The organism is Salegentibacter sp. 24, assembly GCF_004362395.1.
GTDB lineage: Bacteria > Bacteroidota > Bacteroidia > Flavobacteriales > Flavobacteriaceae > Salegentibacter.
The window spans coordinates 67,646-93,076 of the sequence record NZ_SNWE01000010.1; the positions used below are offsets into that span (position 1 = coordinate 67,646).

Genomic DNA, 25,431 nt, shown 5'->3' on the forward strand with positions numbered 1-25,431 from the left:
ACCCTGGCGTGTATAGTAATCAAAAACAATTACCAAAATTACAATTAAAATACCGATTATAATAGCAGGCCATTTAAGATGGGAATAGGATTGTTCTTTCTCTTGATCGGATGTTCTCTCAGGTTTAGCCAAACTATATTGATTGATTATCTTGCAAATTTAGGCTTAAGGCTATAAGCAGAATATAAAATAAAAGCCTGGAGTATAAAGATTTTATAAAGATCAAACAAAGCGGTAACCTACCCCACTTTCAGTCATTAAATGAACAGGACAATTTGGATTTTTTTCCAGCTTTTTTCGTAGCTGCGCGACAAATACGCGCAGGTATTGGGTTTCATTTTGAGAGCCTAAGCCCCACACCTCTTTTAACAAAAACTGATGCGTTAACACCCTACCCTGATTTTTAGCTAGAAGAGAAATCAAATTATATTCCGTTGCAGTTAGTTTTATGGGGAGATTATTCTTCTTTACTGTCCGGGAACTTAGATCGATCTCCAATTCTCCTGAAGTTAATATCGGATGAGAACCTGTTTCTTGTCTTACTCGTAACGAAGCTCTTATTCTGGCTAAGAGTTCTCCAGTTCTAAAGGGTTTGGTTAGATAATCTGTAGCTCCATTATCCAAAGCTTTAATAATATCAGCTTCTTCGTCCTGTACCGAGAGTATAATAATTGATTTATCATACCATTCTCTTAGATCCTTTAATATTAAGTGGCCACTTTTATCAGGTAAACCTAAATCCAGAATAACCAGATCAGGGGTATGATTAGCCACCAAATTAACACCTTCCGTTCCGGTTGAGGCCAGCACAACTTTATAATCGTTACTTTCTAGAGCAATTTTAAGCAACTTTCTAATCTGCGGCTCATCATCTATAACAAGAATTTCTATATTATTCATTTTGGTAATGTTTAGGGTCAGTTATTTTCGCAGGAATTGTTACCGTAAATTCCGCTCCTCCACTGATCTTATTTCGTAGATCAATTTTACCTTTCTGAGCCTGAGCAAAACCCTGTGCTATAGAAAGACCAAGTCCGGTTCCTCCGGAAGCAGAATTAGGCAATCGATAAAACTTATCAAAGACCTGGTTTATATTTTCTTCCGGAAATCCATGGCCATTATCTGAAATTTTGAAAACACAGCCCTCCGAGCGTGGGATAACTTCAATTTCAATTATTGATCCTTTGGGAGTATATTGAATGGCGTTATGAACAATATTATGCAAGATCTGTTCAACCAGGGTAGCATCAAATTGAAAAAGTGGTAAATCATCCTGTGGAAGGTAAATAATCTCATGTTCCTTACATTCCGCCCTATTACTTTCTATCACATTATAAACAACCTCATTGACATCAAACCAGTTTTGCTGTAAATGAATGGAATCACTTTCTAAACGACTCATATTAAGTAGATTCTTAACTTGCCTGTTAAGTCTTTTTCCAGCAATTTCAATTTCATTATAAAGTTCTCTTTTATTCTCATTACTCAATTTTTCTGAACTTTCTTTCAGTGTATCTACCGATCCTATAATGGCAGCAATTGGTGTCTTTAATTCATGAGAAAGTGAATTGAACAAGGTATTATATAGTTGAATGGTTTTTTCTTTTTCTTTCCTTTTTCTAGTAGTAGCTTTGACTTTTCTGATTTTTATTGTAAACACTGCATTCATAACAGCTATTACGAAATACATTAAAAATAGAAGAGCATCCTCAGGAGTATTGATTTTAAAAGTTAATTGCGGCTGGATAAATAAAAAATTCCACATCAAGGCACTTAGTATAGCGACAGTAACAATGGGAAGAATTCGAAAGAACATTGCTAAAATCGAAACAAGGAGAAGTAAAATTAGAGCCACCACGTGATAACCAATAAGGTTTATAAAAAGGTAGCAGATAAATGATATAAAAAGGACAGACCCTATTCCAATTAGCAATTGCAATATCCGATTTTCATTTATCTTTTTGAAAAATTCCACTTTAAATTAGTTTGAGTTTTCAAATATACAAGTAGAAATCTATTCAGGCTTTAAGAAATCCAAAGAAAGGAAATAACAGAAATAAAAAAAGAAAGCTCCGGCAAATATTGATAACTTATCAGTGTTTATTATAGAAGAAAGGACTATCTCTCGAATAAATCAAATGATTTTCAACTTCATCACGTTGTTTAAAACCAATTTTTTTAATTTTATTTATCAATTTGCATCATAAAAGGCGGCCTGACAGGATTATTATTTAAATTTTAATCTTCTTAAAACCAACTCTTTAATGTTTGTTTTTTATATTCACTATATTAATCGAACACTAGAATATTAGAGCAAGCAATTTAAACCGGAAAATTCATTAACCATCTCAGACGTAATATTACCAGCACTCCAACATCCATATCCGATAACCCAAAAGTGCCGACCCTAATACCGCTTTTTTAATTCAGGGAATACTTGTTGAAACTTCCTAGAAATTCTACCCTTAAATTTTTTGACTAAAGCGCTAATGTTTTGAGAAGGTCGATAAGCTATATGAACGCGATCTTTGGAGATGACTTAATATTTCCACATTCTCAGCTTCGCAAATCTATATTAGTAGCTGACGGCAACGCTGCTTAATATCACGCTTTAAAACAGGATTTCTGTATTTGGTGCTCCAAACTAAACTAGATGTACGGTAACGCTATGTACATTGGATCTAGGTTCTGACATAAAACAAAGGTCAATTATAGTTCCCCAAAAATTATAGGCTTTGGCATAAAAAGAAAGATTAAAAAATATTGTACATATTTTGTACGGATATAAAATAAAAAGGCTTCCGATTCTTCGGAAGCCCTGTATTAAATGGTCGGGATGACAGGATTTGAACCTGCGACCCCACGCCCCCCAGGCGTATACGCTACCAGACTGCGCCACATCCCGATTATTAATTCTTTCAAAATACTTATTGTGTATTCTGCCAAGTGATTTGCCTTGAGTAAAACAAATCCTGCTAGAATTTCGAGTACAAATTAAAGTGCTTAATTATTATTATCAAAACTAAAAGTATAATTTTTAACAACTATATAATCTTACCAAAGGTATATAGTTGAAAATCAACTTTCGGAGATCATAAATTAAGCTGTTTTAAATGGATTATTCTTTTACTAATATCTTATTGTTCCATTTCTAGACAAAAAAAGCTGTTTAAAAAGCAATAATACTTTTCGAACAGCTATTTATAAATATCAGAAAATTTTTACTGAATGTTCCGCTGAATTTTTTCTATAGCATTTTGTATAGATTTATCAGGTTCTATTATATTATTACTACCCCAGAATTGCATATCTGTGAAGCCTGCTATGTCATCAGCCATTACAACTCTTTTACTCAGAAAATTTGCATCTTTTTTTATCCTATCTTCGGTTAGGGGTTGCCAGTTGGTAACTGCCATTTCGGAATCTACCTGATACCTTGAATTAAATAATTTTTTCTTCCAGTTTACTACAAAAAGGAGTCTGGCATTGGAGTATCCAAAATACCATTTCCCATCTTGTTGATGATAATCAATATCATAACTAACTTCTATGGGGTAAACCTTTGTACCTCCTGGCTTTTTATTGACAAACATATTACTAGCTGCCCGCCTGTTATCCACATTTCTATGTAATTTAGCTCGCACTAAGCTTTGAGTTTCTGCATCAATAAAAAGGGTTCCGTAAAACCAAGGCATTTCTCTATTTTTATCTTTAAAACTCACAACATACAAATACCGGTTATCAATTCTTGTTGGCTCTTCAAATTTGAACTCGTAATTATCCAACTCCTGGTCATAAAATAAATAATCAGGATATTTCATTACATCTATAAAGAGCGTATTAAAAGGACCTCCACGTAATTTTAGAGCTAATGTATCCAAACGGTCATAGTCCGCAGTTTTTCTTGCTTTTATAAGTACTATATCTTCTTCTCCATAATGGGTATAAGGTTTTTTATGTATTTTGACCACGGCTTCACTTAAGGATACATTTCTGTTCCCCTTGCTTATGCTTTCGCGGTAGAAAGCAGTCATTTGCGTAGGATTATCTATATAGTTATCCCCTCGATTGTTTAGCATCGTTTGAACCAGTCCTTGTGCGTCTCCGGCTCTATATACTTTTACCTCTGTTAGTTCCTCGACCACAGGGTCTAAATATATAATGGTCCCATGTGATTTAAAATAACTCAGTGGAAGATTTTTACTTTGATAACCCAGGTATGAAATATTTACCGTACCCGGAGATACACTCTTTGGTACTTTCAGAGAAAATTTACCTTCTGAATTAGTGACGGTAGAGATATTTGTTTCGTTTACAGACAGATGAGCATTCATAATTGGGTCATCATTATTAGAGTTGATTACCTCACCTTTGTATTCTACATAATCCTGAGAGGATTCCTGTAAGATTGGAGCAGCATTTAGAGGAGCATAGCTAACAAGCATACCCACTAAAAAAAGAGAAAGGGCTTTTAAATTTATCATAGCTATAAGGTTTTGATTTTCATCATAATATACGAATATTTAATGACAAAAAATAGTGATTTCGCCTTCAGTAAATATATTTTATTTGGTATATCGCCATATTTTACGAAGAAGATAAAAATTGCCTAATTTCGACAGAAAAATAGAGGTATTAAATTAGATTAAATATGAGCCACGATCATCATCATACTTCATCCGGAAAAAACCTTAAACTTGCATTTTTTCTTAACCTGGCATTTACCATTCTTGAATTCATTGGTGGGATTTATGTAAATAGTATCGCCATTGTCTCAGATGCCGTTCACGATCTTGGGGATAGTCTTTCTCTTGGTACTTCTTGGTATCTTGATAATAAATCGAAACAAAAAAGCGATTCGAAGTTTTCTTTTGGGTATAGAAGATTTTCACTTTTAGGTGCTTTAATTAATAGTTTAGTTCTTATTGGTGGTTCCGTGTACGTGATTTATGAAGCGGTGAGAAGACTAATGGCTCCTGAACATTCTGATGCTCAGGGAATGATGATCTTTGCTATTATCGGCGTTGCTGTTAACGGTTTCGCTGCATGGAAATTGAGTAGTGGTAAGACTCTGAACGAAAAAGTTGTCTCCTGGCATTTATTGGAAGATGTTTTAGGTTGGGTCGCCGTTCTTGTGGTTTCCATTATCCTACAGTTTAGAGACATACATTACCTAGATCCGGCCTTATCTTTGGCCATTACTTTATATATTTTATGGAACGTATTTAAAAGATTAAAAAAGACTTTATATATTTTTCTACAGGGTACACCCAGTGAAATCAATATAAAAGAAGTAAAATATAAGATTGAAAGAATCCAAGGGGTAGCCTCTACCCACCATGTACATATCTGGTCACAGGAAGGAGAGCATCATGTGTTTACAGCTCATGTGAAACTACAGCATATTAATTGTTTTAAAGAATATCTAAAATTAAAAACTGAAGTGCTAAATTCGCTGGAACCTTATAATTTTGAACATTTTACAGTTCAATTTGAACTGGATTCTGAAACCTGTAGTTTGACCTAATTCCAATTTGGATTTCTAAGTTTATTTTCTAGAATATAATTTATTGAATAGCCGTAATATTTATTAAAATCAATCAATTCGAATCCAATTTATCTAACAAATTAGGAGTCAGTCCTTCATGTTTTTATTCCTCTTTAGAGGCTTAACAAACTTCACAATTATTGAAAATCTTTGTATGTTTGGAGTCACTAACAAGCAAATCAATCTGAATTTCTTCAATATTACCCTACTGCGAAGAGATTAAGGAGTAGCTCCTGTATTTTGCAGGCAGATAAATCTTAAATATGTCGTGGTACGTTTTATATACAAAACCCAGAACTGAAAGAAAAGTTGCTGAAAGTTTGGAACAAATGGGCCTAGAGGTTTACTGTCCTTTGATCACAGAAATCAGGCAGTGGAAAGACCGCAAGAAAAAACTTAAAACACCACTTTTTAAGTCGTATGTTTTCATTAAGCTAGAAGAAAAGAAGCGCAACCAGGTTTTTGATGTACCCGGGGTGGTACGATATTTATTCTGGCTGGGAAAACCTGCCATTGTAAGAAATGAAGAAATTGAGGTTATTCAAAAGTGGTTAAACCATGAAAAGGTAAACGAGGCTAAAGTAGAGCACCTTAATGAAGGAGATAGAATAATTATTAAAAATGGAGCCTTTAAGGACCACGAAGCCATTATTCGTGAGGTTGGAAAAAGAAAAATGCGTTTGATTATGCCTAAACTTGGATTTACGGTGGAGGTTAAAACAAAAGAGCTTGTTTAGAAATATTCAATTACTTTTCCTTTTTAAATAATTGGAAGGCTCCCAGTTCCCTTGTACAATTCTTCTTCCGCATTCTAGTTATAGTCCTAATCTGAATACTGTGCAGTGCTCAATCTTTCTGTAACTTTTAAGATTTAAATAGGAGATCAATTACCCCAGTATCTTATGGCTATCTATTCAAACTTTGTGTTCATAGAAAAAAAAACGAATTTTTAATTTCCATCTTCCATTATTATCGAAATAATTCGCAATAATAAGAATGCCATAAAAGTTTAAAGCATAAAAAACCACCAGAATTCTGGTGGTTTTTTATTATAGTTTCAATTTTATTTACTCTAAACGAGCTTTAAGCGCTGCTGCTTTTTCCGTTTCACCTAATTGATTATAGATATTAATAGCAGTTCTAATAACATTTACATTTTCCGGATCAGCTTCAATTACTTTTTCAAGGTATGGTACTGCTTGCTGGTAAATCTCATTACGTTCCTTTTCAAGCTCTTCATAACGCTTGTTATCTTCTTTACTCATACCAAGCTGATTCATTTCATCAATGATGCCTCGTTCCTTCGCTAAAATGGCAACAACAATATTCATTCTTGCATTGGTCATTTCAGGATCAATTTCCAGAGCCTTCTTATAATAATCAATGGCTTTTTCATTGTTACCTAATTCAGCCGCAGTTACCCCAAGATTATAATAAACATTAGGATCATTCGGATTTTTCTTTACAATCTCCTGCATTAACTCATTATATTTCTCCTTATTACCCATTCTGTAATAAACATCAGCTTCAGCCTGGATTAATGCAATATTGTCAGGATTCTCTGCTTTTGCATCTTGAATAGCCTGAATAGCTTTTTCATCCTGGCCTTCCTGAATATAAATCAAAGCGATATTCTTTGCTATTTCACCCTTTTTGGAAGGGATTTTACGCTCTTGAGGATTTTCGTATTCACCTGTTTTAAGCAAGATATCTCTTTGTCCCTTTGGCATTACTTCTTCTTCACCTGTTTCTACATTTGTGGCTAAATATTCCACACCGGAACCATCATATCCTAATTCCTTTAGGTCTTTATAATATTCAAGAGCAGTAGTGTAATCCTGTGCATTTAAAGAATTTGCTGCAGCATAGTATAAATACAGAGTATCTTCTTTATTTAACTGATAGCTATAATACAATTTATCAGCTGCAGATTTGTATTCCTCCGTATTTTGGTCATTTATAGCACTCTGTACTAAAGCATTTCTTACCTGCTCAGTTCCTTGGACCGCTTCTTCTTCATTGCCTAACTCCTTGGCTTTTTCAAAAGCTTCCACAGCTATTTTCAAATCCTCCAAAGAAGTATTTTCGCCGTTCCCAAGGTAAGCTTGACCTTTATATAAATAGAATCTCTCTGTCCATTTTTCATTGGCTTCAGAAAGCATAGATTCAGCGGTTTGTAATTGAGTTTTGGCCTCTGCATAATTACCATCTTCAACTGCGTCCCCTGCATCTCTAATTTCACTTTTTTGTGCAACGGCAGCCATCGATAATAGTGACAAGGCTACAGTAAAAATATTAGTTTTCATCTTGTTTTGGTTTTAATTTTTAGTTATTCTTCACTATCGTCTGCAATAGTTGTGCCATTTGGATTTTCATCAGTCTCTTCAGTCTTTTCCGGATCTTCCATCAGCTCTACATCATCTTCATCGTGCAAGACTTTTGCAACAGCAGCGATTGCATCATTGCCTTTAAGATTGATTAACCTAACTCCTTGAGTTGCTCGTCCCATTACCCTAAGATTTGAAACTTCCATCCTTATTACGATTCCCGATTTATTGATAATCATAATGTCTTCTTCATCTGAAACGTTCTTAATAGCAACAAGGCTACCCGTTTTCTCTGTAATGGAAATAGTTTTGACCCCTTTTCCACCTCGGTTAGTAATTCTGTAATCCTCAAGACTGGATCTTTTCCCGTAACCATTCTCAGAAACTACAAGGATATCAGAATTAAAATCTTCTACAGAAATCATTCCTACTACTTCGTCCTTATCATCTGCAAGGGTAATGCCTCTTACTCCAGAAGCGTTTCGTCCCATTGGTCGAGTTTTCCCTTCTTCAAATCGAATAGCTTTACCACTTCTAACAGCAAGCATTACCTGGCTATCCCCATTGGTTAATTTTGCTTCCAGCAATTCATCGTCTTCTCGAATAGTAATAGCATTAATACCATTTGTCCTAGGTCTTGAATATTGTTCAAGAGAAGTTTTTTTAACCTGGCCTTTTTTGGTAGCCATAATTACGTAATGTTTATTTACATACTCTTCATCCTTTAGATCTTGAGTACATATAAAAGCTTTTACGCGATCATCTGGATCAATGTTAATAAGATTTTGGATAGCTCTTCCTTTTGAAGCTTTACTACCTTCGGGAATCTCATAGACACGCATCCAGAAACATTTCCCTTTTTGTGTAAAGAACAACATATACTGGTGGTTGGTTCCAGAAAATAAATATTCAAGGAAATCTTCATTTCTTGTATTAGAACCTTTTTGGCCTACTCCACCCCTATTTTGAGTTTTGTATTCGTTTAGGGAAGTCCTTTTAATATAACCAGCGTGAGAAATGGTAATTACAACCCGCTCATCAGGGATCATATCTTCAATACTCAAATCACCACCGGCATATTCTATAGTGGATCTTCTTTCGTCTCCGTACTTTTCTTTTATTTCAAGAAGTTCATCCTTAATTACCTGCATTCTGCGTTCTTTTCGCGCCAAAATGTCTTTAAGGTCTTCTATGGTATTCATTATTTCCTCGTACTCTGCACGAAGTTTATCCTGCTCCAAACCAGTAAGCTGACGTAAGCGCATTTCTACAATGGCCTTTGCCTGAAGTTCGCTTAATTCAAAACGTTCAATTAATTTATTTCTGGCTTCTTCCGCATTACTAGAACCACGGATTAAAGCAATAACCTCGTCTATATTATCGGAAGCTATAATTAAGCCTTCCAGGATATGCGCGCGATCTTCGGCCTTTCTAAGTTCAAACTCTGTTCTTCTAACAACAACTTCGTGCCTGTGCTCAATAAAATGATAAATAATATCTTTTAAATTTAGCATCTCAGGTCTTCCTTTAACTAGCGCTATATTATTTACACTGAAGGATGTTTGTAAAGCGGTATGTTTATAAAGGGTATTAAGAACTATATTAGGAATAGCGTCTCTTTTCAATTGATAGACGATACGCATTCCATTTCTGTCAGATTCGTCTCTAATAAGACTAATTCCTTCAATCTTCTTTTCGTTAACAAGATCAGCAGTTTTCTTTATCATATCTGCCTTGTTCACCTGATATGGAATTTCAGTAATTACTAAAAATTCTTTTCCATTTATCTCTTCTAACTGAGATTTGGCCCGCATCATAATACGACCTCTTCCTGTTTTAAAAGCTTCGCGCACCCCATCGTAACCATAGATAATTCCACCGGTAGGAAAATCTGGAGCTTTAATATGCTCCATAAGCTCTTCGATCTCAATATCATTGTTTTCTATGTATGCAACGGTTCCGTCTATTACTTCAGAAATATTGTGAGGTGCCATATTAGTGGCCATACCTACGGCAATACCACTTGCTCCATTTACAAGAAGATTAGGAATACGCGTTGGCATAACCACAGGTTCGTTCAAGGAATCGTCAAAATTCAGTTGGGTATCTACCGTTTCCTTATCGATATCAGCAAGCATATCCTCACTAATTTTGCGCATCCTTGCTTCAGTATAACGCATAGCTGCAGGACTATCGCCATCTACGGAACCAAAGTTACCCTGTCCATCTACAAGCATATACCGCATACTCCAGTGCTGAGCCATTCTTACCATGGTATCATAAACCGATGAATCACCGTGAGGGTGATATTTACCTAGAACTTCCCCAACGATTCTCGCCGATTTTTTATAGGCTCGATTAGAGAGTACCCCAAGTTCATACATACCGTATAATACCCGGCGATGGACCGGTTTTAAGCCATCACGAACATCTGGTAAAGCACGTGACACAATGACCGACATTGAATAATCAATGTAAGCCGATTTCATTTCATCTTCAATATTTATAGGAATAAGCTTTTCTCCTTCAGCCATACTGTAAAGTTTATTTTAGTTCTCAAATCTAACGTGCCAATTTACATATTTTATAGATGTTGAAGCCTTATTTGGCCTATTGTTTAATCAAATTTTATTAACAAATATTTAGTGTGCTATCGTTAATAAGTTCCTTATTTTAAGCTTTGAATATTGAAAGTAATTTTGTCAATTAGCTAATATCATAGGATTAGGTACAATTTTTGAAAGTTTGGTACTGAATAAATAAGAGAGAAAGGAAGATAAAGATGGATGATAATTTTTCCCCAAGAGTAAAAGATGTAATCGCATATAGCAAAGAAGAAGCATTGCGTTTAGGCCACGATTTTATTGGAACTGAACACCTTATGCTTGGTTTGCTCCGAGACGGAGATGGCAAAGCTATAGATATTTTAAATGCTTTAGATATAGATTTAAGCCATTTAAGACGTAAAGTAGAAATACTTAGCCCTGCTAACCCCGAATCTGCGACGGTTTCTAACGAGAAAAGAAACTTGCATCTAACACGTCAGGCAGAGCGTGCTTTAAAAACAACATTTTTAGAAGCTAAGCTTTTCCAAAGTTCCAATATAAATACGGCTCATTTACTGCTTTGTATTTTAAGAAATGAAAACGACCCTACCACTAAACTACTTAATAAGCTTAAGATAGATTATGATGGGGTAAAAGATCAGTTTAAATATATGATAGCCAGCGATGAAAATGATTTTCAAGACAGCCCAACGGCCGAGTCATTTTCTGACGACGACAGTGGTACAGACGATGCAACAAAAGACAACCCGTTTAGCGGAAGTGGTAGCGGACCTGGGAAAACTTCTAAAAAATCTAAAACACCTGTTTTAGATAATTTTGGAAGGGATCTTACTGCCATGGCGGAAACCGATAAGTTAGACCCGGTAGTCGGTCGGGAGAAGGAAATCGAAAGAGTTTCACAAATATTAAGTCGACGAAAGAAAAATAATCCCTTATTAATAGGGGAACCAGGGGTTGGAAAATCGGCAATTGCGGAAGGCCTTGCCCTTAGGATTATTCAACGTAAAGTATCAAGAATACTTTTCGATAAACGCGTTGTTACTCTAGATCTTGCCAGTTTAGTTGCAGGCACAAAATACCGAGGTCAGTTTGAGGAACGTATGAAGGCCGTGATGAACGAGCTTGAAAAGAATGACGATATTATTCTTTTTATAGATGAGATTCACACTATTGTGGGCGCAGGAGGAGCCACCGGAAGCCTAGATGCCAGCAATATGTTTAAACCTGCGCTAGCCAGAGGGGAAATTCAGTGTATTGGTGCTACAACTTTAGATGAATATCGACAGTACATAGAAAAAGATGGTGCCCTGGAAAGAAGGTTTCAAAAGGTAATTGTTGAACCTACAACAGTAGAAGAAACTATTGAGATTCTTAATAATATTAAAGATAAATACGAAGATCACCATAATGTATCTTATACAGATGAAGCCATTGAGGCTTGTGTAAAATTAACCAACCGATATTTAACGGATCGCTTTTTACCTGATAAAGCAATTGACGCGTTGGATGAAGCGGGGTCTCGTGTTCACATCACCAATATTGATGTGCCTAAGCAAATTTTAGACCTTGAGCGCAAACTTGAAGAAGTTCGGGAAAAGAAAAATTCCGTGGTTAAAAAACAGAAATATGAAGAAGCTGCGAAGCTTAGAGATGATGAGAAAAATCTTGAAAAGGAATTACAAATAGCCCAGGAAAAATGGGAAGAGGAATCTAAAAAACACAAGGAAACCGTTGATGAAGACAGTGTTGCAGATGTCGTTTCTATGATGACCGGTGTTCCTGTAAACCGTATCGCTCAAACCGAAAGTAATAAATTGGTTGAACTACCTAAAAAAATAAAAGGAAAGGTGATTGGCCAGGACGACGCGGTTGGAAAAGTGGTGAAAGCTATACAAAGAAATCGTGCAGGACTAAAAGATCCTAATAAACCTATTGGGTCGTTTATATTTTTAGGCCAAACCGGGGTAGGTAAAACTCAGTTAGCAAAAGTCCTTGCTCGTGAGCTATTTGATAATGATGATTCACTTATTCGTATTGATATGAGTGAATATATGGAAAAGTTCGCAATCTCAAGATTGATTGGAGCACCTCCTGGATATGTTGGATATGAAGAAGGTGGTCAGCTAACAGAAAAAGTACGAAGAAAACCTTACGCGGTGATTCTGCTCGATGAGGTTGAAAAAGCGCATCCGGATGTTTTCAATATGTTACTTCAGGTTCTGGATGATGGATATTTAACCGATAGTTTAGGTAGAAAGATCGATTTTAGAAACACCATTATCATTATGACTTCCAATATTGGAGCAAGAAAACTGAAGGATTTTGGACAGGGAGTTGGATTTGGTACTGCTTCCCAGCGTTCTCAGGTTGATGAAAACGCCAGAAGCGTTATTGAGAATGCTCTTAAAAAAGCATTTGCCCCGGAATTCTTAAACAGAATTGATGATGTGGTTATTTTCAATAGTCTTGAACGTGAGGACATTCATAAAATCATTGATATCGAATTGGTAAAATTATTTAGCAGAATTGGAAGCCTTGGGTATAATTTAACTTTAAGTGATAAAGCCAAAGATTTTATTGCAGAAAAAGGTTTCGATAAACAATATGGAGCCAGACCTCTAAACAGAGCTATTCAGAAATATATTGAAGATGCACTGGCTGAAGAGATTATAACTTCAAAATTATCGGAAGGCGATAAGATTTTTATGGATCTGGATGAAAAGAAAAATGAATTAACTATCAAAATCGATAAAGCAATTAAAGAAACGGAATCGTAAGTTTTTAAAGAATAATTAATTTTATAAAAGGCTATTTGAAATTTAATTTTCAATTAGCCTTTTTTCATATTGTTCCTGAAATATATTAAATTTACAAAGAATTAAGCCCTACATTAATGACTACTGATATAATGGAATTGGAATTTGGGCAGGTGCGCATCTTTCGAAATATCCTGATTGCCGAATTGAATGAAGGCGTTCTCTTCACAACAGAAAATAATCGAGTATTATTGACTATTGGAAAAGAGGCGTTTGAAGGTGGAGACTATGGTTATATTTCTTTCCGTAAGAATTCTTATGCAGTAGATCCTTTGGTTTACCGGGAATCGGCCAATGCCGGAAATTTAAAAGCTATTGCCGTAGTAAGTGAAAGCGAACTTATTCGCCTGAATGCTCATAAAGTAGAACGTCAGTTTTATAAACCTCCAAATTCTTTTGAGGTTTTTGATAATTTAGATCAGGCAATAAACTGGATTCAATATAGAATTTAATCGAAGATATTATCTTTAAATTCGAAATTATTCAAATAAATTTTAGCCGCTTTTATATGTGGGGCCATGGTTACATCGTTATGCAATACAGGGACCACACCTCTAAATTCTTCTAAAACATTGCTTAACATGGTGGAAGTCTTGGCCGGTTCTCTAAAGTGCATTGCTTGCGAAGCATTAAACAACTCGATGGCTAAAACACTATTTACGTTTTCTACTACTTTTAAAAGTTTTGTAGCTCCATTGGCACCCATACTAACATGGTCTTCCTGCCCATTGGAAGAAACAATGGAATCTACAGAAGCCGGTACCGCAAGCTGTTTGTTTTGACTTACAATACTGGCCGCAGTATACTGAGGAATCATAAACCCACTGTTTAAACCAGGATTCTCAACCAAAAAAGCCGGCAGCCCACGAAGGCCAGAAACCAATTGGTAGGTTCTCCGTTCTGAAATATTAGCAAGTTCAGCCATTGCAATTGCTAAATAATCTAGTGCCAAAGCTAAAGGCTGACCATGAAAATTTCCACCGGAAATAATCTTATCTTCTTCAATAAAAATATTAGGATTATCGGTAACCGAATTTATTTCGGTTTTAACGGTTCTTCTTACAAAGCTCAAAGTGTCCTTACTTGCCCCATGCACCTGTGGAATACACCTAAAACTATATGGATCCTGTACATTTTCCTTTTCACTTTTTGCAATTAAGCTGTCATTCAAAAACCTGCGTATACGCTCAGCAGTCTTCACCTGCCCTCTGTGTGGTCTGGCTAAATGAACCAGTTCATCAAAGGGAGATAAATTACAATCGAAAGCATCAATGGAAACCGACGCGATAAGATCCGACAGGTACGACAATTTATAGGATTTCAGTAAGGCGTAAACTGCGTGGGCACTCATAAACTGGGTTCCATTCAGTAGTGCTAAACCTTCCTTAGACTGTAATTTTAAAGCTTTCCAGCCTTGGCGTTCCAAAAGATCTTTTCCACTAATTATTTCATTTTCAAAATAAACCTCCCCTTCTCCAATTAATGGTAAAGCTAAATGTGCCAAAGGAGCAAGATCTCCGGATGCTCCCAGAGAGCCCTGTTCATAAACTACCGGAAAAATTTTAAGGTTATACAATTCAACAAGCCTTAAAACGGTGTCGAGGGAGATACCAGAATTCCCATAACTCAAAGACTGAATTTTAAGTAAAAGCATTAATTTGACAATCGCTTTATCAACTGTTTCACCAGTACCGCAAGCATGAGATTTCACCAGGTTCTCTTGAAGTTCTGTTAATTTACCCGGACTTATTTTTACATTACATAAAGCACCAAAACCGGTATTGATTCCATATATAGGAATAGCGCTTTCTGTAATTTTTTTGTTTAAGTATTTTCTTGATTTTTGAATATTTGATTCCGCTTCTTCACTAAGCGCTAATTTTTTATCATTTACCAATATATCTTCAATGGTTTCTAAATCCAAAATCGCTGAACTGATATAATGATAAGATTGCATAAATTATGTATTAGGTGAGAAGATAATTTCTAAAACTACTGCAATTACAATAATGGCAGGTATTAAATTTAAAAAAATGACAATATTTCTAAATCAAAAAAAAATCAAAAATCATCTATTTAACCTAGCATGATTTTCTTTTATTTTCTGCGTCAAAAATCATGTTTCTATCGATGTAATCCAAATATAAATTCGGATTTTTAAGAAATTTTCAAAATCCTTGATTAAACAATTCAAAAAGAACTACTATTTCTAATTGTCATCTTTCTTAAGGGCTAAGAATGCTTTCCCTAGATTATCACTAATTTCACCTGAAAGTATTGCTTCGTACCCCATCTCTTCCGCGCAAATATCCCCTGAAAGTCCGTGTAAATAGACACCTAGAATCGCTGCAACCAGAGGTTCGTACTTTTGCGAGATTAAACCGGCAATAATTCCTGAAAGCACATCGCCACTTCCCGCAGTTGCCATCCCAGGATTCCCTGAATTGTTTATATAAATATGCTTACCACTAAAAATAAAGGTATGTGCTCCTTTTAAAACCAGTATTATTTTAAACCTTTTAGTGAATTTTTCAATCTTCTCAATTTTTTCAAAATCGTCTTCCCACTCCCCTATCAGGCGGTTCAATTCTTTTGGGTGAGGTGTGAGAACAGAATCCTTTGGAAGCAATTCAAAAAGATCCTTGTTCTCGGATAATATATTTAATCCGTCTGCATCAATTAGTAATGGATTTTCATTTTTTTCCAGTAGTAGTTTAAAAGCTTCTACAGTCTTAGCTGATTTGCCGGCGCCCATTCCAAAACAAACCACATCTGGTTTAATATCGGTCTCAATATTAGTGAGTTCATGGTTATCCTTATCGGTAATTACCATCGCTTCAGGGACCTGGGTCTGTAATATTTCATAACCACATTTTGGAACAAAAACACTACATAAACCTGCACCGGCCCTAAGGGTGGATTTAGCTGAAAGCACAATACTTCCAATTTTTCCATAACTTCCCCCTACCACAAGAGTATGTCCGTAATCACCTTTATGGGTGTTTTTATTTCGGGGTTTATAAAGTTGTCTGGCTTCACGCTTTCCTATAAGTTGTGCCACAGCTTTAGCTTCCTTTAAAAAAGATCGATCTAAACCAATATCTAAAACCTGTACTTCTCCCGAAAATTTCATGGTTTGAGGGAGAAAAAATACAATTTTGGGAGTTTGGAAGGTCAGGGTATAATTTGCTTTAATGACAGGGGTGCCCTGGGCTGGAACTTTATCAGGGAATAAGCCTGAAGGCATATCTACAGCAAGACAAAATGCCCCCGAATGGTTAATATGATTTAATAATTTTCCTAACCAACCTGATGCCGGACGGTTTAATCCAATTCCAAAAATTGAATCTACCACGAAATCACCTGGGGAAATTTCAGGGAAATCTTCTTCTCCATCTATTGATTGAGGACTACAATGACTCTCTTTTGTATATCGATCATAGTTTATCAAGAAATCATCAGAACGTTTATCACTATAGTTCACGACATATACTTTAACTTTATAGCCATATTTATGAAGTAAGCGCGCCACGACCAGTCCGTCACCACCGTTATTTCCAATCCCGCAAAAAATTTTAATGCAGATATCGGCGCCTTCCAACCTGGTATGAATTTCGTTAAAAACCAAACTTGCTGCACGTTCCATTAATCTCGTACTCGAAATTCCTTCAGTTTTAAGTGTTACTTTATCGGCTTCTTGTAATTGTTCGGCAGATAATATTTTCATATTGGGTTTGGTTGAAAAATTATGTTCATAAAATTACAAATTAAAGCCTAAAACCATTGATCAATAAGTTTAATCAAAACTTAAATTTCGGAGAATTTTGCCAATAAAAGTTTAATATTGAAACTTTAATAACTAAGGAATCGTTTTTTATCATACAGTCTTAAAGATTCTTCATAAAATGCCTTATTTAATATTGTATTCAAAGTGAAATCGATAAATTTGCGGAAATTTTAGACAAAATGAAAGAAATTGCCCTGGCTACCAGACATAAAGAATTAAATGCCAAAATGGTGCCCTTTGCAGGTTATAATATGCCTGTCTCTTACGAAGGTGTGAACTTAGAACACCAAAACGTTCGTGAAAAATTAGGTGTTTTTGATGTTTCCCATATGGGTGAATTCCTCATTACAGGGGACAAAGCTTTAGAACTTATACAAAAAATCACTACCAATGACGCTTCAAAACTGGTGGACGGAAAAGCACAATACACCGTTATGCCTAATGAAACAGGAGGAATTGTAGACGATTTAATTATTTACAGAATTAATTCTGAAAAATATTTATTGGTAGTAAATGCTTCTAATATAGACAAAGACTGGAATTGGATCGCACAACATAATTCAATGGATGCTACGATGCGCGATATGTCCGACGAATTTTCACTGTTGGCAATTCAGGGACCAAAAGCCGCCCAGGCAATGCAATCTTTAACCGATGTAGATTTGTCTAGCATGAAATTTTACACTTTTGAAGTAGCCGAGTTTGCTGGCATTGATAAGGTGATTATATCAGCTACTGGTTATACAGGAAGCGGTGGATTTGAAATCTATTTTAAGAATGAAGATGCCGAGCAAATTTGGGATCGCGTGATGGAAGCAGGAAAAGAATACGGAATCAAACCTATTGGTCTGGCGGCCCGAGACACTTTAAGGCTGGAAATGGGGTTTTGTCTTTACGGGAATGATATTGATGAGACCACTTCGCCAATTGAAGCAAAATTGGGATGGATTACCAAATTCAATAAAGAATTTATAAATTCTGAAGCATTAAAAAAAGAAAAAGAGCAAGGGCCTAAACGAAAACTTATCGCTTTTGAACTCGAAGAGCGAGGGATTCCCCGTCAGGGTTACGAAATCGAGGATGAAAATGGCAAGGTTATTGGCAAAGTAACTTCAGGGACAATGTCACCATCACTGGAAAAAGGAATTGGCTTAGGTTATGTGCCGGCTGAAGTTGCTAAATTTGGCAACAAGATTTTTATAAGGGTTAGAAAAAAATCCATTCCGGCCATACAGGTGAAATTGCCTTTTTATAAAGGATAATTTTTGGAAAGAATTTTAATTTTAGGAGCAAGTGGCTTTATAGGCAATGCCTTATATAAAGAACTATGCTCCTTTTTTGATACCCATGGTACCTACCACACTCCAAACCGCTTTTTTGAAGAAAACCAGCAGTTTCACCATTTTGATATGGAAACTGAAAATATTGAAATCCTGCTTCAGAATGTAAGGCCGACCATAATTATATCGACAGTTCGTGGGAATTTTAATGCACAAATTATCGCACATTTTGAAATAATTAATTATATCCTTACTCATAATTGTAAATTGCTTTTTATTTCTTCGGCTAATGTATTTGATGCTTTTACAAATTTCCCATCTTATGAGTATGACAAAACTCTATCACAAAGTATTTATGGCCGTTTTAAAATTAAGATTGAGAACGCATTACTAAGACTACCAAACGACAAATATAATATCATACGTTTACCAATGGTTTTTGGCCATAATTCTCCAAGACTAAAACAAATTATAACGCTTATTGACTTAGGAGAAGCCATAGAAGTTTTTCCTAATGTAGTAATTAATGTTACTGAAATTGAGAAAGTAACCCAGCAAATCCATTACCTTATAAATAGGAAAAAACAAGGAGTTTTTCATCTCGGCAGCACTGATCTAATTCATCAAAAAGATTTTATTGAAGAGATCTGTGAAGTTCTGGGCCATAAAAACATAGTTTTTAAAAATATTTACGATTCTAATTTCGATCGCTTTCTTGCAGTTTTACCCAAAGATAATATTTTACCAAAGAACCTACAGGTATCAGTACATCAGGTTACCCAGTCTTCCATAAAGAGGTAGGTGTTAATCTTGTACTAAAAGACATTTAAATTCCAGATTCAGATTTTAGTTCCTTAAATTTAAAAGACTAATCACAAATAGGTAATACAATGAAAAAGTTAAGCGAAGAAGATATCAAAAAAAAGCTGGATCATCTTGAAGGCTGGGTTTATAAAGACAATGCTATTCATACTTCTTTTCAATTTGCGAATTTTAAAGATGCCTTTACCGTTATGACCCGAATTGCTTTTGAAGCAGAAGCTCAGGAACACCATCCTAGTTGGGGAAATGTTTATAATGAACTAGAAATTTCTTTATCAACCCACGATGCTGACGGGGTCACTGAAAAAGACTTCAAACTTGCAAAGGCTATTGAAGAAATTGTTGAAGCTTCAGCTTAAAATAAGAATTAAAAACTTCAGAATTTAAAGCTTTCAATTTCAAATCGAATTGGAAGCTTTTTTATATTTTTGCTTCAATTTTTATTTAATGATTAATGGGAAGAGCATTTGAATTTAGAAAGGCGCGTAAGATGAAACGTTGGTCCGCAATGGCCAAGGCCTTTACTCGCATTGGAAAAGATATCGTAATGGCTGTGAAAGAAGGCGGTCCAGATCCAGATACCAATTCCAAATTAAGAGCAATTATACAAAACGCTAAGAGCGTAAATATGCCTAAGGACAACATCGAACGAGCCATTAAAAGGGCAAGTGATAAAAGTCAGGGTGATTATAAGATTGTTTTATTTGAAGGCTATGCTCCTCACGGAATTGCTGTATTGGTCGAAACGGCAACTGATAATAACAACCGTACCGTGGCCAATGTTCGTTCTCATTTTAATAAATGTGATGGAAACCTGGGGACTTCAGGTTCTGTGGAATTTATGTTTGACCATACCTGTAATTTCAGATTGAATTCGGAAGGTCTGGATGTGGAAGAATTAGAACTTGAGTTTATAGATTTTGGAGCCGAAGAGGTTTTTGAAGATGAAGATGGTATTCATATTTATGCTCCCTTCGAATATTTTGGAGCCATTCAAAAAGAATTAGAACACAGAAATATTGAAATACTTTCTTCGGGATTTGAAAGAATTCCTCAAGTCACAAAGTCACTTTCAGGTGAAGAAGTCGCGGATGTTGAGAAATTGCTGGAAAGACTGGAAGAAGATGATGATGTACAGAATGTCTATCACACTATGGAAGAAAATGAAGATTAACTAGGCTCATTTTCTATTACCTCTAATATTTCAACTAAGAGCAAATATGATTGACCTAAAGAAGCTGTTTTGAATAGTTACTTATTCAAAACAGCTTTTTTAAATGCTTAATGCTCTCCCCTATCGTGTTTGGTAGGTTGTCCTTTCCGACGTTTCTTTTCTTCTTCTAGTAGGGAAAGTTCACGTCCGGTTTGACCCTTTACTGAGGTATTTTCCTGAGCCCTTCTTAATAAATAGGGAACTACTTCTCTTACAGGTCCAAAAGGTAATAATTTAGCTGAATTATAACCTTTTTTAGCAAGATTATAACTAATGTGATCACTCATTCCATATAACTGGCTAAACCAAATACGATTATCATCCAAAGCCAAACCTTTATCTTCCATACTTTGAAGGGCAAGATAGTTACTCACCTCATTATGAGTACCAATAAATAAGTGAATATCATTTAAGTTTGCCAAACAATACGACATCACACTGTTGAAGTTAACATCAGTTGCTTCTTTGTTTTCACAAATTGGGGTAGTATAATTATATTTTTTCGCTCTTGCATTTTCTTTCTCCATATAAGCTCCTCGCACAATTTTTGCTCCAATCTTAAAGCCTTCCTTCTTAGCCCTTTCGTGAAGATTTTTGACATATTCCAGTCTGTCCCATCTGTAGCATTGAAAAGTATTATAGATAAGGATTTTCTCCCTATTATATTTCTTCATCATCTCTTCCATTAGTTCGTCGGCTGCAAGTTGCATCCAGCTTTCCTCCGCATCGGCATATAGCCTTACATTATTATCATAGGCACATTTACAAAGGCTATTTACTCTTTCCTTAACACGTTCCCATTCATTTTTTTCATCGTCACTAAGATTTATACGCTCTGTAATTTTTTCCCATATAGCAAATCTCCCAATACCGGTAGGTTTAAAAAGAGAAAAAGGTAATTCATCACTTTCTGCAGCGAATTTAATCAGTTTCATTTTTTTATCAAGAGCAGCATCAAATTGTTCTTCTGTCTCTTTTCCTTCCACCGAATAATCAAGGATACCATGAAGCTTTTCAGCATACATCTCTTTGGTTAGTGGTTTGCAATCATCTTCGGTAACACCCCCACAAAACTGCTCAAATATGGTTTTTTTTATCAGTCCCTCGACTGGCAGGTGAAGTTTTAAAGAAATTTTGGTTAACCAGGAACCAGCGTCAACTAATTGTTTATTCTTCATCATGCTGAATAAAAAGATAGCACGATCCAGTTCTAAATCAGATTTTAATTTAAAAGCTGTCTTTGTATCATTAAAAATTTTTCTATTAATCATGGAGGTATTTCTTAATTTGGACAAATATAATTATTGAAGTTTGATTTCATTATGAATATTTCTGCTTATTTTCGAAGCCGAATTACAAATACTAAAAACGTCAATAACTATGTCCAATACGGCAACTAAAGGACCGGTTTATTATCAGGAAGAAGGTTTTCTTAAGATAAATTCTTTTCTACAACAATCAAAACCTTCTAAAGTTTTTATTCTAACAGACTCGAATACACATCGTGACTGTTTAGCGATTTTACTTCAAAAAATTAATTCTTCTGAAAATTTTGAGATACTAGAAATTGAAGCAGGTGAAATTCATAAAAACTTAGAAACCTGTACCGGTTTATGGAATGCCCTTTCGGAATTAGATGCCGATCGTAAAAGCTTGATGATAAACCTGGGAGGCGGTGTTGTGACTGACCTTGGTGGTTTTGTAGCGTCGACTTTTAAACGAGGAATCAGTTACATTAACGTTCCCACAAGCTTACTGGCTATGGTTGACGCATCGGTTGGTGGAAAAACAGGCGTTGATCTTGGAAATTTAAAAAACCAGATCGGCGTAATTAATCACGCCGAAATGGTAATCATTGAACCTGCCTTTCTTCCAACTTTGCCTCAAATTGAAATGAGAAGCGGGCTGGCTGAGATTCTAAAACATGCCCTAATTGATAACCAAATTTACTGGAGTAAAGTGACTAATTTTAAGGAGCTAGCTTTGGAGGACCTGGATGAAATCATCAAAGAATCAGTCGAGATAAAATCTAAGGTAGTTACAGAAGATCCGGAAGAAAACGGATTGCGCAAAACTTTAAATTACGGTCACACTCTTGGACATGCCATAGAATCCTATTTTCTAACACATTCTGAAAGAACTACTTTACTTCACGGGGAAGCTATTGCAATAGGATTAGTTTTAGCCACTTACCTATCAGAAAAGCTCCAGGGTTTTCCCGAAGAGAAGTTACAAGACATTACGGTTAAGATTCTTGATATTTATGATCGCGTTGAATTTTCGAAAGAAGATATTGCGCAAATCATAGATTTAATGAAATACGACAAGAAAAACTCCCACGGAAATATAAATTTTGTCTTGCTAAAAGATATAGGTGAACCAGTGATAGATTGCCGTGTGCCAAATGAATTAATTTGGAATGCTTTTGAATATTACAAGAAAGCTTGATTTATAATTTAAAAACAGTATTTTTAAAACCTACTAACTACATACTCATAAACTTTTATTTATGAAAAGAATTATTGTTGATTACAAAAAATTAACTCCGGAAATCCTAGGATTGCTAGTGGAAAAATATCCTGATGGATATGACGACGACCAGATTATTTCTTTTAAAAACGCCAAAAACGAAACAATTGAAGCCGTAGAGGTAAAAACCGAAGACACCATTTATTTGGTAAAAGTAAGCACACGTCTGGAAAATACGATGGCCAACTTTGATGAAGATGATTATGATGATTCCGATTATAACGAGCCAATTGTAGAAATTCCAGAGAAGGATGAAGATGAAGATGACAAGCAATAAAAAATTGCTCATAAGTTCATAAGTCTTTGAAATTTATTTCTAAGACATATTATCAAATCTGAAGAATAATAAAAGGGTGATTTTTTGAAATTCAAACAATCACCCTTTTATTATTTTTAAATATAACTTGTTAAAGTCAGGGTATCAGCCTTGGTTTTTTCATCTCTTAATCCCTATAAATACAGTCTTTTTCTTAATTTTTTCAACTTCAGATAACTGAATAAGTAATCTTTAGAGTGATAAAATTCAACTCCTAGAGATAAGAAATTTTATTTGAAAACATTTCTTGAATTTTTTCTCTGAAATAATCTTTCTTCATCGGTTACAAGGATGCCGACTTCTGATTTAGTGGTTTTCCCAGAATTATATCTACAAATATGGACGTGCCATCTCGTCTGCCTGTGAAAGATTTTCCTTACGTTTGTTTTTATCTGCCTTTTTTAATGCTGCTTTCAACTTTTCTTTACCTAAATCCTGACAATAGGCAGGTTCACCTGGCTGTTGTCTCCACGAATCAGAAAGCAAACCTCCATCTATAGCGTCAAAGCCGATTTCATCAATAAGTTTCATCACGACCCGTTTTTGTTCTTCTTCATTACCGGCAACCGATAATGCAATTCGATTTGGTGCTCCAGCCGGAACAACCTTGGAAGCTAAACTTGGCACAGTGATATTGTTAAAAGCCTTGATCACCGAATGACCAATTATTTTTGCTACCCATTCACTGTCAGTTAAACCTTCTTCAATATCAGCAATTTTACCATCGCGAGATGGGTAATAATTTCCTGCATCTACAATGATAGCTTTAGAAGTTGAGAGTATCTCTATTGGGAGATTTACGATTGCTTTAGTAGGAATGGCGATTATCACAAGGTCTTTTACTCCGGCAGCTTCCTCAGGAGTTACCGGTTTTGCACCGGTTTCCTGTTTACTTTAGTTATCTTTAGTATTTTCCTTTTGGGAAAGAATGAAAAATCATTTTAAATCAGGAAGAAGAAGATATTGTGCCAGTTTCATTTACTTTTTTCCGGGTCCTCACATAATCTTTTGATGCCCTACATCTGTGATCTTTGGAATTATTAAGGTCTTATAAATAGACCAATATTGGTTTATGCAATCCGTTTAATTTCCAAGCTTATTTATTAGCAGTAAAAATGTGATCTAGGTAGGATCACATCCTGATTGGTAAATTTTAGTTAGCACCTGATGGATTTGGGTTAAAAAGAACGTTTTAAAATGATAAACATTTTTTGTTATAAACTTAAAATATTTAGAAATTCCCATCTAAAATCTAAGCCATCCATGTTAAAACAAATATTACTGATTTTACTAGGTGTTTTCTTTCTATTAAATGGACTAAATCATTTTTTTAACTCAAAAATTTTAGAAGAATATGCCGAGAAAAGAAGTCTCTTAGCTTCTAATTTAATGATCAAATTAAGTGGTATACTCCTATGTTTTGGCGGGATAACCTTAATTTCCGGTTTTTACCTTTTATATGGAATTATCGGTTTATGTTTATTTTTAATGATTGCCTCTGTAACCATACATAAATTTTGGGCGGTAAAAAATAGGGAGGTTATGATGTTGGAGTCCATGCATTTTGCAAAAAATTGGGCCATAATTTTTGAGCTACTTTATATAGGTGATTCCCTTTTAGAAGTATAGAACTTTTAAATACAATGTATTAATCATCAGCTCCTTTCCAATCTTCTATCCGGGATAATCCATATAATAGCTACAAATATAAAACAGGCTATGGAAATCCAGGAATTAATAAACGCCGTGGGAATCGCTAAAATATAAATGATAATAGATAAATGTTCTTTAGCTCCTCGCTGAGTGATTCTCTTTAAAGGAAAATTTTCGTCATGGAAATTAATTAGTTGAATTTCCAAAATCCAGTAAGCTATTGCCGCCATAAGTAATATAACTCCATATAAGGCAATAGGTAACGGGGCAGCATAATTCTCACCTACCCAGCTTGTCGCGAAAGGAATTAATGATAACCAGAACAATAAATGTAAATTGCCCCATAAAATCTTTCCGTTTACTTTAGGAGTAACCTGAAGCAAGTGATGGTGATTGTTCCAGTAAATTCCCAGGTATATAAAGCTTAACAAATAACTTAGAAATATGGGAAATATTTCCAGCAGGCTTTTTAAATCAGTATTTTCAGGAGCTTTCATTTCCAGGACCATTATGGTGATTACAATGGCCAGTACCCCGTCACTAAAAGCTTCAAGTCTTCCGGTTTTCATGAAT

General features: G+C 35.2%; 21 protein-coding genes, 1 tRNA gene and 1 pseudogene. 11 read left to right on the forward strand and 12 right to left on the reverse strand.

Translation table 11 applies throughout. The annotated features are described in order from the left end of the window. Window positions 1-222: 222 nt before the first annotated feature. From DET49_RS08900 to DET49_RS08920, 5 genes and pseudogenes are all read right to left on the reverse strand, one after another. Entirely contained in the window at window positions 223-900 is a 678-nt protein-coding gene (locus DET49_RS08900; protein WP_133547751.1) for a response regulator, read from the reverse strand. Next, window positions 893-1,975 (reverse strand): ATP-binding protein, encoded by a 1,083-nt coding sequence (locus tag DET49_RS08905; RefSeq protein ID WP_243729588.1) that lies wholly within the window; start codon window positions 1,973-1,975, stop codon window positions 893-895. Before DET49_RS08905 ends, DET49_RS08900 begins: the two co-directional genes overlap by 8 nt. A 333-nt stretch (window positions 1,976-2,308) precedes the next feature. Continuing rightward, a pseudogene (tnpA, locus tag DET49_RS08910) lies at window positions 2,309-2,657 on the reverse strand (IS200/IS605 family transposase); the annotation flags it as partial. Between the two features lie 171 nt (window positions 2,658-2,828). Beyond that, window positions 2,829-2,905 (reverse strand) — tRNA-Pro (locus DET49_RS08915). A gap of 316 nt (window positions 2,906-3,221) precedes the next feature. Further along, window positions 3,222-4,484, reverse strand: a complete 1,263-nt coding sequence (locus DET49_RS08920; RefSeq protein WP_133547752.1) for a carboxypeptidase-like regulatory domain-containing protein — start codon at window positions 4,482-4,484, stop codon at window positions 3,222-3,224. Window positions 4,485-4,651: 167 nt separating this feature from the next. On the opposite strand from DET49_RS08920, the gene DET49_RS08925 reads away from it, so the two are divergent. Further along, a complete protein-coding gene (locus DET49_RS08925) occupies window positions 4,652-5,527 on the forward strand; it encodes a cation diffusion facilitator family transporter (RefSeq protein ID WP_133547753.1) in 876 nt (291 codons plus the stop codon). A 284-nt stretch (window positions 5,528-5,811) separates the two neighbouring features. Beyond that, window positions 5,812-6,285: a UpxY family transcription antiterminator gene (locus DET49_RS08930; protein WP_133547754.1), complete on the forward strand. Its 474-nt coding sequence runs from the start codon at window positions 5,812-5,814 to the stop codon at window positions 6,283-6,285. Between the two features lie 330 nt (window positions 6,286-6,615). On the opposite strand, the gene DET49_RS08935 is transcribed toward DET49_RS08930, so the two are convergent. Together DET49_RS08935 and gyrA are read right to left on the reverse strand one after the other, a co-directional pair. Further along, window positions 6,616-7,854: a tetratricopeptide repeat protein gene (locus DET49_RS08935; protein ID WP_133547755.1), complete on the reverse strand. Its 1,239-nt coding sequence runs from the start codon at window positions 7,852-7,854 to the stop codon at window positions 6,616-6,618. 23 nt (window positions 7,855-7,877) lie between these two features. Next, window positions 7,878-10,409 carry a DNA gyrase subunit A gene (gene gyrA / locus DET49_RS08940; RefSeq protein WP_133547756.1) on the reverse strand — a complete coding sequence of 844 codons (2,532 nt, stop codon included), beginning with the start codon at window positions 10,407-10,409 and terminating at the stop codon, window positions 7,878-7,880. Between the two features lie 248 nt (window positions 10,410-10,657). On the opposite strand from gyrA, the gene DET49_RS08945 reads away from it, so the two are divergent. Together DET49_RS08945 and DET49_RS08950 are read left to right on the forward strand one after the other, a co-directional pair. Next, complete coding sequence (locus DET49_RS08945) at window positions 10,658-13,219, forward strand: ATP-dependent Clp protease ATP-binding subunit (protein WP_133547757.1); 2,562 nt, start codon at window positions 10,658-10,660, stop codon at window positions 13,217-13,219. Window positions 13,220-13,335: 116 nt separating this feature from the next. Next, a complete protein-coding gene (locus tag DET49_RS08950) occupies window positions 13,336-13,710 on the forward strand; it encodes a hypothetical protein (protein WP_133547758.1) in 375 nt (124 codons plus the stop codon). On the opposite strand, the gene hutH is transcribed toward DET49_RS08950, so the two are convergent. After that, on the reverse strand, window positions 13,707-15,215 hold the full coding sequence (gene hutH / locus DET49_RS08955) for a histidine ammonia-lyase (protein ID WP_133547759.1): 1,509 nt from the start codon (window positions 15,213-15,215) through the stop codon (window positions 13,707-13,709). The two genes, DET49_RS08950 and hutH, sit on opposite strands and share 4 nt — an antisense overlap. Before the next feature lie 252 nt (window positions 15,216-15,467). Continuing rightward, window positions 15,468-16,985 (reverse strand): NAD(P)H-hydrate dehydratase, encoded by a 1,518-nt coding sequence (locus DET49_RS08960; RefSeq protein ID WP_133547760.1) that lies wholly within the window; start codon window positions 16,983-16,985, stop codon window positions 15,468-15,470. 239 nt (window positions 16,986-17,224) lie between these two features. On the opposite strand from DET49_RS08960, the gene gcvT reads away from it, so the two are divergent. The 4 genes from gcvT to DET49_RS08980 all read left to right on the forward strand — a co-directional run bounded on the left by gcvT (window position 17,225) and on the right by DET49_RS08980 (window position 20,321). After that, a complete protein-coding gene (gcvT, locus tag DET49_RS08965) occupies window positions 17,225-18,307 on the forward strand; it encodes a glycine cleavage system aminomethyltransferase GcvT (protein WP_133547761.1) in 1,083 nt (360 codons plus the stop codon). Window positions 18,308-18,310: 3 nt separating this feature from the next. Beyond that, window positions 18,311-19,126 carry a sugar nucleotide-binding protein gene (locus tag DET49_RS08970; RefSeq protein WP_133547762.1) on the forward strand — a complete coding sequence of 272 codons (816 nt, stop codon included), beginning with the start codon at window positions 18,311-18,313 and terminating at the stop codon, window positions 19,124-19,126. Between the two features lie 89 nt (window positions 19,127-19,215). Then, window positions 19,216-19,506 (forward strand): 4a-hydroxytetrahydrobiopterin dehydratase, encoded by a 291-nt coding sequence (locus DET49_RS08975; protein ID WP_133547763.1) that lies wholly within the window; start codon window positions 19,216-19,218, stop codon window positions 19,504-19,506. A gap of 95 nt (window positions 19,507-19,601) precedes the next feature. Next, window positions 19,602-20,321 (forward strand): YebC/PmpR family DNA-binding transcriptional regulator, encoded by a 720-nt coding sequence (locus DET49_RS08980; protein ID WP_133547764.1) that lies wholly within the window; start codon window positions 19,602-19,604, stop codon window positions 20,319-20,321. Between the two features lie 107 nt (window positions 20,322-20,428). Here the strand turns inward: DET49_RS08980 and DET49_RS08985 are convergent, their stop codons facing one another. Beyond that, complete coding sequence (locus DET49_RS08985; RefSeq protein WP_133547765.1) at window positions 20,429-21,631, reverse strand: proline dehydrogenase family protein; 1,203 nt, start codon at window positions 21,629-21,631, stop codon at window positions 20,429-20,431. Between the two features lie 109 nt (window positions 21,632-21,740). On the opposite strand from DET49_RS08985, the gene aroB reads away from it, so the two are divergent. Further along, the gene (gene aroB / locus DET49_RS08990; RefSeq protein ID WP_133547766.1) at window positions 21,741-22,808 is read left to right on the forward strand and encodes a 3-dehydroquinate synthase; all 1,068 of its coding nucleotides are present in this window, start codon (window positions 21,741-21,743) and stop codon (window positions 22,806-22,808) included. 61 nt (window positions 22,809-22,869) lie between these two features. After that, entirely contained in the window at window positions 22,870-23,166 is a 297-nt protein-coding gene (locus DET49_RS08995; protein WP_133547767.1) for a hypothetical protein, read from the forward strand. Window positions 23,167-23,535: 369 nt separating this feature from the next. Here the strand turns inward: DET49_RS08995 and DET49_RS09000 are convergent, their stop codons facing one another. After that, window positions 23,536-24,036, reverse strand: a complete 501-nt coding sequence (locus DET49_RS09000; protein ID WP_208109629.1) for an NADPH-dependent F420 reductase — start codon at window positions 24,034-24,036, stop codon at window positions 23,536-23,538. 432 nt (window positions 24,037-24,468) lie between these two features. On the opposite strand from DET49_RS09000, the gene DET49_RS18935 reads away from it, so the two are divergent. Next, on the forward strand, window positions 24,469-24,834 hold the full coding sequence (locus DET49_RS18935) for a DoxX family membrane protein (protein WP_166636564.1): 366 nt from the start codon (window positions 24,469-24,471) through the stop codon (window positions 24,832-24,834). Between the two features lie 26 nt (window positions 24,835-24,860). On the opposite strand, the gene DET49_RS09010 is transcribed toward DET49_RS18935, so the two are convergent. Further along, window positions 24,861-25,427: a TMEM175 family protein gene (locus DET49_RS09010; RefSeq protein WP_133547769.1), complete on the reverse strand. Its 567-nt coding sequence runs from the start codon at window positions 25,425-25,427 to the stop codon at window positions 24,861-24,863. Window positions 25,428-25,431: the final 4 nt, after the last annotated feature.

Excerpts from the sequence above, each read along its gene's own strand:
- DET49_RS08900 (WP_133547751.1), bottom strand. The coding sequence starts at position 900 with ATGAATAATATAGAAATTCTTGTTATAGATGATGAGCCGCAGATTAGA.
- DET49_RS08920 (WP_133547752.1), bottom strand. The coding sequence starts at position 4,484 with ATGATAAATTTAAAAGCCCTTTCTCTTTTTTTAGTGGGTATGCTTGTT.
- DET49_RS08925 (WP_133547753.1), top strand. The coding sequence starts at position 4,652 with ATGAGCCACGATCATCATCATACTTCATCCGGAAAAAACCTTAAACTT.
- DET49_RS08930 (WP_133547754.1), top strand. The coding sequence starts at position 5,812 with ATGTCGTGGTACGTTTTATATACAAAACCCAGAACTGAAAGAAAAGTT.
- DET49_RS08935 (WP_133547755.1), bottom strand. The coding sequence starts at position 7,854 with ATGAAAACTAATATTTTTACTGTAGCCTTGTCACTATTATCGATGGCT.
- gyrA (WP_133547756.1), bottom strand. The coding sequence starts at position 10,409 with ATGGCTGAAGGAGAAAAGCTTATTCCTATAAATATTGAAGATGAAATG.
- DET49_RS08945 (WP_133547757.1), top strand. The coding sequence starts at position 10,658 with ATGGATGATAATTTTTCCCCAAGAGTAAAAGATGTAATCGCATATAGC.
- DET49_RS08950 (WP_133547758.1), top strand. The coding sequence starts at position 13,336 with ATGACTACTGATATAATGGAATTGGAATTTGGGCAGGTGCGCATCTTT.
- hutH (WP_133547759.1), bottom strand. The coding sequence starts at position 15,215 with ATGCAATCTTATCATTATATCAGTTCAGCGATTTTGGATTTAGAAACC.
- DET49_RS08960 (WP_133547760.1), bottom strand. The coding sequence starts at position 16,985 with ATGAAAATATTATCTGCCGAACAATTACAAGAAGCCGATAAAGTAACA.
- gcvT (WP_133547761.1), top strand. The coding sequence starts at position 17,225 with ATGAAAGAAATTGCCCTGGCTACCAGACATAAAGAATTAAATGCCAAA.
- DET49_RS08975 (WP_133547763.1), top strand. The coding sequence starts at position 19,216 with ATGAAAAAGTTAAGCGAAGAAGATATCAAAAAAAAGCTGGATCATCTT.
- DET49_RS08980 (WP_133547764.1), top strand. The coding sequence starts at position 19,602 with ATGGGAAGAGCATTTGAATTTAGAAAGGCGCGTAAGATGAAACGTTGG.
- DET49_RS08985 (WP_133547765.1), bottom strand. The coding sequence starts at position 21,631 with ATGATTAATAGAAAAATTTTTAATGATACAAAGACAGCTTTTAAATTA.
- aroB (WP_133547766.1), top strand. The coding sequence starts at position 21,741 with ATGTCCAATACGGCAACTAAAGGACCGGTTTATTATCAGGAAGAAGGT.
- DET49_RS08995 (WP_133547767.1), top strand. The coding sequence starts at position 22,870 with ATGAAAAGAATTATTGTTGATTACAAAAAATTAACTCCGGAAATCCTA.
- DET49_RS18935 (WP_166636564.1), top strand. The coding sequence starts at position 24,469 with ATGTTAAAACAAATATTACTGATTTTACTAGGTGTTTTCTTTCTATTA.
- DET49_RS09010 (WP_133547769.1), bottom strand. The coding sequence starts at position 25,427 with ATGAAAACCGGAAGACTTGAAGCTTTTAGTGACGGGGTACTGGCCATT.